The sequence below is a fragment of the Pseudoxanthomonas sp. LjRoot204_2 genome, assembly GCF_056175765.1.
Window position 1 is genome coordinate 1 of the sequence record NZ_JBGFFG010000062.1, and the last position, 11,391, is coordinate 11,391.

13 protein-coding genes are annotated in these 11,391 nt (G+C 68.1%); 7 read left to right on the top strand and 6 right to left on the bottom strand.

Annotated elements, in window-relative coordinates:
- A partial coding sequence (locus tag AC04L7_RS04790; protein WP_475512612.1) for an alpha/beta hydrolase occupies positions 1–407 on the bottom strand: 407 nt, incomplete at its 3' end.
- A 145-nt stretch (positions 408–552) separates the two neighbouring features.
- Between AC04L7_RS04790 and AC04L7_RS04795 the strand changes: the two genes are divergently transcribed.
- Positions 553–1,152 carry a TetR/AcrR family transcriptional regulator gene (locus AC04L7_RS04795; protein ID WP_296279725.1) on the top strand — a complete coding sequence of 200 codons (600 nt, stop codon included), beginning with the start codon at positions 553–555 and terminating at the stop codon, positions 1,150–1,152.
- 55 nt (positions 1,153–1,207) lie between these two features.
- Here AC04L7_RS04795 and AC04L7_RS04800 read toward each other — a convergent pair whose 3' ends face one another.
- From AC04L7_RS04800 to AC04L7_RS04815, 4 genes are read right to left on the bottom strand one after another with little or no spacing between them, the layout of a single operon-like run.
- Positions 1,208–1,645 (bottom strand): hypothetical protein, encoded by a 438-nt coding sequence (locus tag AC04L7_RS04800; RefSeq protein ID WP_435996977.1) that lies wholly within the window; start codon positions 1,643–1,645, stop codon positions 1,208–1,210.
- On the bottom strand, positions 1,642–2,001 hold the full coding sequence (locus AC04L7_RS04805; protein WP_435996979.1) for a hypothetical protein: 360 nt from the start codon (positions 1,999–2,001) through the stop codon (positions 1,642–1,644). The genes AC04L7_RS04800 and AC04L7_RS04805 overlap by 4 nt, the downstream gene beginning before the upstream one ends.
- 56 nt (positions 2,002–2,057) lie before the next feature.
- Positions 2,058–2,873, bottom strand: coding sequence for a DUF2145 domain-containing protein (locus AC04L7_RS04810; RefSeq protein ID WP_436000957.1), 816 nt, complete (start codon positions 2,871–2,873; stop codon positions 2,058–2,060).
- A 7-nt stretch (positions 2,874–2,880) separates the two neighbouring features.
- Entirely contained in the window at positions 2,881–3,327 is a 447-nt protein-coding gene (locus AC04L7_RS04815; protein ID WP_296279728.1) for a hypothetical protein, read from the bottom strand.
- Between the two features lie 109 nt (positions 3,328–3,436).
- Between AC04L7_RS04815 and AC04L7_RS04820 the strand changes: the two genes are divergently transcribed.
- From AC04L7_RS04820 to AC04L7_RS04835, 4 genes are all read left to right on the top strand, one after another.
- Positions 3,437–4,180 (top strand): helix-turn-helix domain-containing protein, encoded by a 744-nt coding sequence (locus tag AC04L7_RS04820; protein ID WP_296279729.1) that lies wholly within the window; start codon positions 3,437–3,439, stop codon positions 4,178–4,180.
- A gap of 465 nt (positions 4,181–4,645) precedes the next feature.
- Entirely contained in the window at positions 4,646–6,436 is a 1,791-nt protein-coding gene (locus AC04L7_RS04825; RefSeq protein ID WP_435996982.1) for a phosphoenolpyruvate carboxykinase (GTP), read from the top strand.
- 136 nt (positions 6,437–6,572) lie between these two features.
- Entirely contained in the window at positions 6,573–8,210 is a 1,638-nt protein-coding gene (locus tag AC04L7_RS04830; protein WP_475512613.1) for an NAD+ synthase, read from the top strand.
- A 25-nt stretch (positions 8,211–8,235) separates the two neighbouring features.
- Positions 8,236–9,123: a vitamin K epoxide reductase family protein gene (locus tag AC04L7_RS04835; RefSeq protein WP_435996986.1), complete on the top strand. Its 888-nt coding sequence runs from the start codon at positions 8,236–8,238 to the stop codon at positions 9,121–9,123.
- Between the two features lie 68 nt (positions 9,124–9,191).
- Here AC04L7_RS04835 and AC04L7_RS04840 read toward each other — a convergent pair whose 3' ends face one another.
- Positions 9,192–10,079: an outer membrane protein assembly factor BamD gene (locus tag AC04L7_RS04840; RefSeq protein ID WP_296279737.1), complete on the bottom strand. Its 888-nt coding sequence runs from the start codon at positions 10,077–10,079 to the stop codon at positions 9,192–9,194.
- Positions 10,080–10,197: 118 nt separating this feature from the next.
- On the opposite strand from AC04L7_RS04840, the gene rluD reads away from it, so the two are divergent.
- The gene (gene rluD, locus AC04L7_RS04845) at positions 10,198–11,172 is read left to right on the top strand and encodes a 23S rRNA pseudouridine(1911/1915/1917) synthase RluD (protein ID WP_435996988.1); all 975 of its coding nucleotides are present in this window, start codon (positions 10,198–10,200) and stop codon (positions 11,170–11,172) included.
- On the top strand, positions 11,169–11,391 hold a 223-nt coding region (locus tag AC04L7_RS04850; RefSeq protein WP_475512614.1), incomplete at its 3' end, for a laccase domain-containing protein. The genes rluD and AC04L7_RS04850, both read left to right, overlap by 4 nt.

Genomic DNA, 11,391 nt, shown 5'->3' on the forward strand with positions numbered 1-11,391 from the left:
GGCCAGCGCGACTCGGCGATCAGCCCGAACAGCCCGCCCATCGACGCGCCGACCAGGACCGGCGGTTCCGGTTGTTCACCGGCCACCACGATCAGGTCGTCGGCGAACTGGTCGCCCGCATAGGGAAGATCGGGGGCATTGCGGCCGGACTCGCCGTGGCCACGCGCGTCGTAGGCGAGTCCGGCATATCCCTGTTCGGCCAGCCATTGCCCGGTTCGATGCCAGGCGCCCGCGGTCTGTCCGAACCCGTGCGCGTAGATCAGCGCCGGATGGCTCTGCAGGGCGCGGGGCGACGGGAAACGACGAAGCGCGAGCGGCACCTCTCCCTGTCCTTTCAGCACGCGATCCGAACCGGCGTCGATGACGCGGGAGCGCGGCGCGGGAGCAGGAGAGGTGGAGGTAACCATACGGCCAAGTATGGGTTGTCGCATTTAGAGCAGTCAATCGGTTTGGCATTCGCGTTTCACATGCAACCGATTGATTTGTCTTTATTTGTGGTGCGCTGCAGCATACATACCGCTACACACCTCGGCGTATGGTTAAATGCCGGCCATGAGCACGCCCAGCCCCGAAACACCCGCCAGCGCCCCCGCCCGCAACGCCCGCCTGAGTGCCGACGACTGGGCCCAGGCGGCGCTCGACCTGATCGCGGAGCAGGGGGTGTCGGCGGTGGCCGTGGAACCGCTCGCCCGCCGGCTGGGTGTCACGAAGGGCAGCTTCTACTGGCACTTCCCGTCCCGCGATGCGCTGCTGCAGGCGGCGCTGGAGCGTTGGGAAGTCGGTGAACAGGAAAACATCTTCGGCAGCCTGGAAAAGGTGGCCGATCCGCGCGAACGCCTGCGCGCGCTGTTCCAGCTGGTCGGGCACGAGGTCAAGCCGCACATCATCTACAGCGAACTGCTGAAGGCGCTGGATCACCCCTCCGTGCAGCCGGTCATCGACCGCATCTCGCAGCGCCGGCTGGACTATCTGGTGGCGATGTTCCGCCAGGCCGGCCTGCAGCGCACCGATGCCACGCATCGTGCGCGCCTGGCCTATGCGGCCTATGTGGGCTTCCTGCAACTGTCGCTGCAGCTGCAGCAGCCGCGCATGACGTCGGAAGAGTTCGAGACCTACCTCGAACACGTCATCTCGACGTTGATTCCGAACTGACGCTTCGTAAGGCGGCGTGTGGTCGCCGTGTGGAGGGCGGGCTACGTCGCGCCCGTCACTTGATTGGTGCGGGCGCGTCGACGGCTTGCATGTGCGAAGACAGCAGCCCCAGATCGGCCCGTACTTCCTGATCGTCGAACTGCGTGGTCGAGGTGATACGAACCGTCGCATGAACTCTCGGTTCGGCATCCAGATAGCAATCCTTGCATCGCTGGATCGTCAGTACCTTCAGCGTCGACCCTTCCGGGAAGCGCGTCCGCGAAATGACCTCCGGTCCATCAAAGCCGGGCGGGTGGACGACTTTGTAGACGCTAGGTGAGGGGCCGTAGTTCTGATCCAGGCTCACGCGATAGACGGTCATGTCAGCCGTCGTCCTGTACTCGTTGCCGACATATCGCGCGTACTCCGGATCGCGGCTTACATCTTCGTAGCTGACTGGATAGCAGCCAACCAGCAGGAGCGCTGCGAGCAAAGCGATGAATCTGGCGTTCATCGATGATCTCCTCCCGCGGGGCTCGCGCCGGATCGCCGCGTCTTGCCAGCGCGCGCGACCGCATAGAGCGCGACGTAGCAAAGGCCGAAGGCGAGCGGCAGTGCCCAAGCCTGTGGGCCATTGCCGTAGTTCAGATATGCGGCGTTGATGTGGATCGCGGGTATCGTCGTCAGTGGGAGGGCGATGACGGCACGACCATCGAGCCTGCGTGAGCGCCACAGCAGCCAGGCGGATGCCGTCAGCAGCGCCAACTGCAGGTAAACCCAGCCGCGATACACGGCGCTGTCGGACACGAGTAATGCGAGATGCACGGGAATCGATGTCAGTACGCAGGCGGCCAGCAGGCGCGAGAGCAAGCGGAAAGCCAATACGCCGGGAGATGCGTGCGACGTGGCGGCGCGCGTGACCTCCCTCACGCCGGCCCCATCGCCACYTGCCGCACGCCACCCCGCCACTCCCGCTGCTCGCGTACGTACCCGCTGCGCTCCAGCCAGCGGAAGATCGAGCGCACGGTGACGACGGGGTAGTCGCCGGACAGGCGCGTGCCGACGGGGTGGTCGGTGAAGTCGGTGTTGGCGGAGAACAGTCCGCCCAGTACGCGCTTGGAATAGGCGATGTGCACCGTGTCCGGCACGAAACCATCCCCGCGGGCGAAGGCGTACGCACTGCGGCGGTCGTAGATGCCGCGATCGGCGAATGCCGCGGCCATCACTTCGACGAGCCACGCGGTGGAGTTCTGGTAATCCTCGCTGCCGGGTCGCGCGATCAGGTTGTAGCGTGGGTGGTGCAGGCTGTGGCGTGGCATCTGCTGCAGCCGCGCGGCCAGGCGGTCGGCTACGTCCGGCGTGAACCAGACGATGCGCAGGTCCTGGTTCACGAGGTCGTCGGCGAAGAAGTTCACCAACCCCTGCGCATACAGGCCGGAGCGGTCGCTGCCGCATTCGTTGAGCAGGTGCACCACCGTCCAGCGGCCTTCGGCGTGGTCGCGCACGGCGAAACCGGCGTGGCTGTAGACCAGGCCCTGCTTCGACAGGTCGGTGCCAACGCGTGCGATCAGCGCCACCGGCGCATCCACCTCGTCGAGTTCCCGCGCCGCCAGCAACGCGGTGCGCGCGGCGTCCGCCACCTTGTGCGGCGGCATCTCCAGTTGCTTGCAGGCATCGCCCGCGCGTGCCGTCCCTGGCAGCGCGAGGACGAAGGCGAAAAGGCATGCCGCGAACGTGCGCATCACGCGATCACCCGCCGTAGCGGTGGCTGTGGATGTGGGGGCGGGCGGCGTCGTTGGCGATGAAGCACAGCGCTTCGCCGGCCGCGCTGAGGATCCAGCCGGTCGACACCGCAGCCACGCTGATGGCCGTGCCGACCGCGATGCCTAGCCGCTTGATCGCCTCCGCGCTCAGGTACACGACGAACGAGGCGGCGCCCACCACGCCCGCTGCGGCGACCGACACCGTGACCGCCACGCTGCCCGCCACCACGGCGACGCCGGTCACCACGGCGGACGCGCCATGGCCCAGTGCGTGGATCACCGCGACGGGCACTTCGATGGAGGCTTCGAGACTGGCCTGCGACATACGGCTGGCGCCATCGGACTGGGGGGCGGCCTGCGCCGGGAGGGTCATGCCGCCGGACAGGGCGGTGGCCAGGGCAAGCGATAGCGAGCGGGCGATCAGGCGGGTCATGGCGGGCTCCGGCGATGTCGCCGCACCTTGGCCGCGCTCACCCGCGGTGTTCAATCGGCATCGACGAGGTAAGCTCCGGCGCAACAACGGGTATAGGAATCCGCTACCGATGGCCGTCTCGGTCGACCTGATCGATGCCCTGAAGCGCTGCCTGCGCGCGCAGGAACTGACGTACCGCGAACTCGCCGTCCGCATCCGCATGAGCGAAGCGGCGGTCAAGCGCATGTTCTCCCGCCGCGCGATGAGCCTGCAGCGGCTCGAGCAGATCTGCGATGTGCTCGATGTCGGCCTGGCCGAGCTCAGCGCCGAAGCCTCGCGCGGGCGCAAGGCGATGGCCCAACTGAGCGAGGCGCAGGAACAGGCCCTGGTGGACGACCCGCCGCTGCTCATGGCGCTGTTCCTCACCCTGAACCGCTGGCGCCAGGACGACGTGATGGGCCACTTCGGCTTCACGCCGGCGCAGTGGACCGGTCTGCTGGTCAAGCTGGATCGCCTGGGCATCATCGAACTGATGCCCGGCAACCGCGGCCGCGCGCTGACCGCGCGCAACTTCCGCTGGCGTGCCGATGGCCCGATGGAGCGCTACTTCCGGCTCACCCTGCTGACCGATTACTTCGCCGATCCATTCGACGGGGAACAGGATGCGCTGCTGCTGCTGAGCGGCAGCCTGAGCATCGACGGCGTGAAGCAGCTCCGCCAGCGCCTTGAGGAGGTCGCGCGCGAGTTCGATGCGTTGCTCGCCCGCGATGCGACGCTGCCGGCGGAAGACCGGGTGGGGGTCAGCCTGGTGCTGGCGCAGAAGCCGTGGCTGCTGCAGCTGTTCAATCCCTACCGGCGCTCGCGCGAGGCGTAGCCGCCGGGAAGGAGATCGCGCTCGGAATGTCATCGATGGGGCCCGGAAAGCCATCGATGGCCCGTGTTGCTCCATCGATCGCCCTCTGAGCCCCGTCGATGGCACGTTGAGCTCCATCGGCATCGCCCCCGGAGCCCCATCGATCGGGTTCCGTGCTCCATCGATCACCTTCCGAGCCCGAGCGATGAGGCTCCGAGGGCGATCGATGGCATGGCGAGTCCCATCGATCGCTCTCGGAAAGCCATCGATCGGGCGTCCGGGCCTCATCGTTGGCTCTCCGAGCTCGATCGATGGCCTTCGGAGCTCCGTCCTTGGCGCGCAACGCCCTGTGTGGCGGGCCTTCTCTGGCCCTGGTGAGACGGAATGACCCTCGTTCCCCCTCCCGGATGACCGCCCGTCGACGTTCTCCTCGTCTGAAGGACAAGACATTGGTATCATTTTGGTCTCACTTTTCGAGGGTGTGGCATGAACGCAGCGGTCGATGTTTTCAAACGCAACGAATTTCCGGGCAGTTCGCTGGCCGCGTTGAACGCCTGGGTCGCCGAGGTCGCCGCGCTCACCCAACCCGACCACATCCACTGGTGCGATGGCAGCGATGCCGAGAACGCGCTGCTGACGAAGCAGATGCTGGCCGACGGCACCTTGCTGCCGCTGAATCCTGAAACCCACCCGCACAGCTGGCTGCACCGCTCCAGCCCGAGCGACGTGGCACGCGTCGAGCACCTGACCTTCGTGTGTACCGCGCAGCCCGACGATGCCGGCCCCAACAACCACTGGATGGCCCCGGCCGAGGCGCACGCGAAGATGGACGCGCTGTTCGCCGGATGCATGCGCGGGCGCACGCTGTACGTGATCCCGTACTGCATGGGTCCGATCGATTCGCCGCTCTCGCGCTGCGGCGTGGAGATCACCGATTCGCCGTACGTGGTGGCGAACATGCGCATCATGACCCGCATGGGCGCACCGGCGCTGGCGCGGATCGAGCGCGAAGGTGCGTTCGTGAAAGGCCTGCACTCCACCGGCGAGCTCGACCCGGACCGCCGCTTCATCATGCATTTCCCCGACGAGCTGACCATCAAGAGCTTCGGCTCCGGCTACGGCGGCAACGCGCTGCTGGGCAAGAAGTGCCACGCCCTGCGCATCGCCTCGCACCAGGCGCGCCATGAAGGCTGGCTGGCCGAGCACATGCTGATCGTCGGCATCGAGAACCCGCAGGGCGAAACGCATTACATCGCCGCCGCGTTCCCGTCGGCGTGCGGCAAGACCAACCTGGCCATGCTGATTCCGCCGGAAGGCTATCGCCAGGCGGGCTGGAAGGTGTGGACCGTCGGCGACGACATCTGCTGGATGCGCCCCGGCGCCGATGGCCGCCTGTACGCGATCAATCCGGAAGCCGGTTTCTTCGGCGTGGCGCCGGGCACCTCCGACAGTTCCAACCCCAACGCGCTGGCCACCATCAGCCACCACACCATCTTCACCAACGTCGCCGTCACCGACGAGCAGGAGCCGTGGTGGGAAGGCCTGGACACGCGCACGCCGGCGCTGGACTGGCAGGGGCGCAAGTACGATGCAGCCAACGGGCCGGCCGCGCACCCCAACTCGCGCTTCACCGTGTCGGCCAAGCAGTGCCCCAGCTATTCGGCCAAGGCCGAGGATCCGCAGGGCGTGCCGATCAGCGCCATCGTCTTCGGCGGCCGCCGCGCCTCGCTGGTGCCGCTGGTGTTCGAAGCGCGCGACTGGACGCACGGCGTGCTGGTCGGCGCGGCGATGGGCTCGGAAACCACGGCCGCCGCGACCGGCGCGGTCGGCGTGATGCGTCGCGACCCGATGGCGATGAAGCCGTTCTGCGGCTACAACTTCGCCGACTACTTCGCCCACTGGCTGTCGTTCGACCGGGCCGGCGCGAAGCTGCCCAAAATTTTCCACGTGAACTGGTTCCGCAAGGGCGGCGACGGCAAGTTCCTGTGGCCCGGCTTCGGCGAAAACCTGCGCGTGCTGGAGTGGATGATCCAGCGCGTCGAGGGCAAGGCCGACGCGGTGGAAACCCCCATCGGCCACCTGCCGCGCGCCGAGGACCTCAACCTGGATGGCGTGGCGCTGAGCGATGAAGCGCACGACCTGCTGTTCGGCTTCGACCGCGCCGGCTGGCAGGCGGAGTTCGCCGGCATCGGCGAGTACCTGCAGGAATTCGGCACCCGCACGCCGCAGGCATTGAAGGACGAACAGCAACGCATCGCGGCCCGTCTGGCCCACTGATTCCCCGCCTCGCGCATCGTTTTCCTGCGCAAGCCCCGCGCACGTCCTCCCGGGACGCCGCGGGGCTTTTTTGTGCGGGCGCGCGGCCTGCCGTGCTCTGGGATAATGCCGGCGCTCGCTCCCACCGAAGGCCGACATGACCCAGACCCTCCGCATCGCCATGGCGCAGTTCGATTTCCCGGTCGGCGCCGTTGCGCAGAACAGCGAGAGCATCCGCCGCATGATCGCCGAGGCGCGCGACCAGTACGGCGCCGACGTGGTGCTGTTCCCCGAACTGGCGGTCAGCGGCTATCCGCCTGAAGACCTCTTGCTGCGTCCGCGCTTCCTGGCCGATTGCGAAACCGCACTGAGGGAGATCGCCGCCACCACGCACGGCATCGTCGCCGTGGTGGGCTGGCCGCAGAGCGCTGGCAGCGTGGTGTACAACGCGGCCAGCGTGCTGCGCGACGGCGCGGTCGAGGCCACCTACCGCAAGCGCGAACTGCCCAACTACGCGGTGTTCGACGAGCGCCGCTACTTCGACGTGGACCCGGATGGCGGCGCCTGCACCTTCGAGGTGAACGGCGTTCCGCTGGGCCTGGTGATCTGCGAAGACCTCTGGTTCCCCGAGCCGCTGGCCGACACCGCCGAGGCGGGCGCCGTACTGACGCTGGTGCCCAATGCGTCGCCGTTTGACCGCGACAAGCATGCGCAACGCGATGCGCTGATCGCCGAGCGCACGCGCGAGACCGGCATGGCGCTGGCGTACCTCAACGTGGTGGGCGGGCAGGATGCGGTGGTGTTCGATGGCGCGTCCGTGGTCGCCAACGGCGACGGCACCGTGCATCCGGCCGCGGCGGCCTTCACCGACCAATGGCTGGTGGTCGACTTCGACGTGGACACGCGTGCGTTCAGTCCGGTGGTGTGGATGGACGACGGCGACGAGAGCCGCGATGCGCTGGCGTGGCGCGCGATCGTGCGCGGCATCCGCGACTACTGCGGCAAGAACGGGTTTTCGAAGGTCTGGCTGGGCCTGTCCGGCGGCATCGATTCGGCGATGGTGCTGGCGCTGGCGGTGGACGCGCTGGGCGCGGACAACGTCACTGCGGTGCGGCTGCCGTCGCGCTATACCGCAGGCCTGTCCAATGACCTCGCCGCCGAACAGTGCGCGGCGATGGGCGTGAAACTGGAAGCCATCTCGATCGAAGCGCCGTTCAAGGGTTTCCTGGACGCGCTCGGCCCGATCTTCGGCGACAGGCCCGCCGACACCACCGAGGAGAACCTGCAGTCGCGCAGCCGCGGCGTGATCCTGATGGCGCTGAGCAACAAGTTCGGCGGCCTGCTGCTCACCACCGGCAACAAGAGCGAGTACGCGGTGGGCTACGCCACGATCTACGGCGACATGTGCGGCGGCTACGCGCCGATCAAGGACCTGTACAAGACCGAGGTGTTCGCGCTGGCGCGCTGGCGCAACACGGTGGGCGGCGCACCGGTGATCCCGCCGGCCGTGATCGACCGACCGCCGTCGGCCGAGCTGCGCGAGAACCAGAAGGACCAGGATTCGCTGCCGCCGTACGACGTGCTGGACGCGATCCTGTTCCGCTACGTGGACCTGGAGCAGTCGCGCGACGAGATCGTCGCCGCCGGCTTCGACGCCGCCACCGTGGACCGCATGCTGCGGCTGGTGYGCATCAACGAGTGGAAGCGCCACCAGGCCGCGCCCGGACCCAAGGTCTCGCGCCGCGCGTTCGGCCGCGAACGCCGCTATCCCATCACCAACAAGTACGCGCTGTGAGCGCGACCGCGCGCCGGAGACCGGAATGACAAGGAAGAAAAAGCGTTCATCCCATCGCGACCGGCCCGCGGTGCCGGCKCCGCGTCCGGCCGCACCGCCGGACCGGGTGATGCTGGCCCTGGCGGCGCTGGGCCTGCTGATCACCGGCTACCTGGCCTGGACGGCGGGGAGCGGGTCACCATCCGCGTTCTGCGGCGCCGACGGAGGGTGCGATGCGATCCGGCGCAGCGGATGGTCCACGCTGCTGGGCGTGCCGATGGCGCTGTGGGGCTTCGGCCTGTATGCGCTGGTCGCGCTCGTGTCGCTGGCGCGTAAGGCGTCGCCGCTGCTGCGCTGGCAACGCCAGTGGCGGCTGGTGCTGCTGGGACTGGCGGTCAGCGTGTACCTCACCGCGATAGGGGCGTTCGTGCTCGATGCGTACTGCATCGGTTGCCTGGCCTCGCTGGCGGTGCTGGCGGCGATGTTCGCGTGGCTGCAGCTGCGCCGTCCCGCCTCGGCGCCGGGCCAGCCGTGGACGCGCTGGTGGGGAGTGCAGGCGGTGCCCGTCTTGTTGGTGCTCGCGGTCCTGCACGTGCACCAGAGCGGACTGCTGCACCAGCGACCCGAGAGCCGTCGCGCAGAAGCGCTCGCGCAGCACCTGACCGCCTACGGCGCGAAGTTCTATGGCGCATCCTGGTGCGTGGAATGCAGTCGGCAGAAACGCCATTTCGGCCATGCGGCGGAGCGCCTGCCCTATGTGGAATGCTCGCCGGGGGGACGCAATGCGCCGATGGTCTCGGCGTGCGCATCGGCGGGCGTCACCGTGTTCCCGACCTGGGTCATCGACGGCATCGAACACAACGGCGTGATGGAGCCGCGCCAGCTGGCGGTGCTGACGCGCTTCGACTGGGACAAGGCCCGCCCCGCCGACTGACGTGGCCGCAACGCCCGGCAAAGAAAAAGGGCCGTGAGGCCCTTTTTTCTTCCGCAACCGGTGGACGGTCAGTCGTCCTTGCGCTGGTCCACGGTATTGCTGGACTTCTCGCCGGCGAACGGATTCAGGCGACGCACCATCCACGGGTAGTCCGGGAACTTGCCGGCCAGCCAGGGGTGCTGCGGGTCGTTGAGTTCCAGCACGCGCCTGGCGTCATCGGCCAGGGTCTTGTTGCCCAGATGGGTGTACGCCTCGGCCAGCACGGCGATGGCATCGTACTGGTAGGCGCTCTGCGGGTAGGTTTCCAGCAGGTACTTGGCGCGGCTGGCGGCCGACACCCAGGCATCGCGTCGCAGGTAGTAGATGGCCGTGTCCAGTTCATGCAGGGCGAACTGGTCGCGCAACGCGGTCATGCGCTGGCGTGCATCGGCGGCATACCGGCTGTTGGGGTAGTTCTCGGCCACGCGGGCGAAGTCGTTGTAGCCCTGCATGGGCGTGGCCAGGTCGCGGCGGCTGGCATCCAGGCGCCATACCTTCTGCAGGAAGACCGTGTCGCGGTTGGAGTTGGCCAGTCCGCGCAGGTAGTACATGTACGGGATGTTGCGGTGGGTCGGGTAGGTGCGGATGAAGCGGTCGATGGTGGTGACCGCGTCGTCCAGCTTGCCGGCCTTGTACTCGGCGTAGGCCGATTCCATCAGCGCCTGTTCGGTGTAGGGACCATACGGGTACTGGGCGATCAGGCGGCGGAAGCTCAGCAGGCCGCGGTCCCAGTTGTTGTTGGCCATGGCCTGGTGCGCTTCCTGGTACATCACCTCGACCGGCTGGTTCTCCGCCGCGTCCTTCTTCTTGAAGATCTTGCCGCAGCCGGTACCGGCGAAGCCGACGACCAGGGCCAGCAGCACGAGACGGGTGGTCGCGGAGGGGCGGGAGAAGCGGGGGAAGGCACGCTGGGTCATGGGCTGGCGGCAGGCCGCGGCAGGGAAACAGGCCGTCGATGATAGCCTAGGCGCCGCCTTCGCCATGAACAATCGGCCAATACGGACCGGCGCATGGCCTCTCTGGACGTCTTCCCGCATGACCGAACCCGATTCCCCCGATACCCCGCGCACGGCCATCGTGCCCGCCAGCGCCGCCGGCCGCCGCTTCGACGCCGCCCTTGCGGAGCTGTTCCCCGAGTTCTCCCGCTCGCGCCTGACCGAGTGGATCAAGTCCGGCAATGCCCTGCTGGATGGACAGGTGGTGCGGCCGCGCGATCCGGTGCGCGGCGGCGAAACCGCCAGCCTGGACGTGGTGCTGGATACCCAGACCCACGCCGAGCCGGAAGACATCCCGCTGGACATCCTGTACGAGGACGAACACGTCTTCGTGCTGGACAAGCCCGCCGGCCTGGTGGTGCACCCCGGCGCCGGCAATCCGACCGGCACGCTGGTCAATGCGCTGCTGTTCCGCGATCCGTCGCTGTCGGCGCTGCCGCGSGCGGGCATCGTGCACCGGCTGGACAAGGACACCTCCGGCGTCATGGTGGTGGCGCGCACCCTGCCGGCCCACACCTCGCTGGTGGCGCAGCTGGCCTCGCGCGACGTGCACCGGCAGTACCTCGCCGTGGTGGTCGGCGCGATGGTGTCCGGCGGTACCGCCAACGCGCCGATCGATCGCCACCCGCGCGACCGCCTGAAGATGGCAGTACGCGAGGACGGCCGCGACGCGGTCACCCACTACCGCCTGCGCGAACGCTTCCGCGCGCACACGGCGCTGGAATGCCGACTGGAAACCGGCCGCACGCACCAGATCCGCGTGCACATGGCGCACATCAAGTACCCCATCGTCGGCGACCCGCTGTACGGCGGTCCGCTGCGTTTGCCGAAGGGCGCCAGCGACGACCTGATCGCGGTGCTGCGCAGCTTCCGCCGACAGGCACTGCATGCGGAAACGCTGGAATTCGCACATCCGGTCAGTGGCGAGCCCGTGCGGGTCACCGCGCCGGTGCCGGCCGACATGGTCGCCCTGCTGGCTGCGCTGCGCGCGGACACCCAGGCACAACGCAAGTGAATCGCGCGCCCGCCGTCGCGGCCGACTGGCCCGCACCGGCGGGGGTGCACGCCTTCACCACGCTGCGCCATGGCGCGGGCGTGTCGCGGGCGCCGTTCGACCACTTCAACCTGGGCAACAAGTACGCGGCCGATGGCGATGACCCGGCCGTGGTGGCCCGCAACCGCGCGCAACTGGCCGAGCTGGCCGGACTGCCTTCCGCGCCGCACTGGTTGAAGC

Coding starts and splice junctions, on each gene's coding strand:
- AC04L7_RS04795 (WP_296279725.1), top strand. CDS start 553: ATGAGCACGCCCAGCCCCGAAACACCCGCCAGCGCCCCCGCCCGCAAC.
- AC04L7_RS04800 (WP_435996977.1), bottom strand. CDS start 1,645: ATGAACGCCAGATTCATCGCTTTGCTCGCAGCGCTCCTGCTGGTTGGC.
- AC04L7_RS04815 (WP_296279728.1), bottom strand. CDS start 3,327: ATGACCCGCCTGATCGCCCGCTCGCTATCGCTTGCCCTGGCCACCGCC.
- AC04L7_RS04820 (WP_296279729.1), top strand. CDS start 3,437: ATGGCCGTCTCGGTCGACCTGATCGATGCCCTGAAGCGCTGCCTGCGC.
- AC04L7_RS04825 (WP_435996982.1), top strand. CDS start 4,646: ATGAACGCAGCGGTCGATGTTTTCAAACGCAACGAATTTCCGGGCAGT.
- AC04L7_RS04840 (WP_296279737.1), bottom strand. CDS start 10,079: ATGACCCAGCGTGCCTTCCCCCGCTTCTCCCGCCCCTCCGCGACCACC.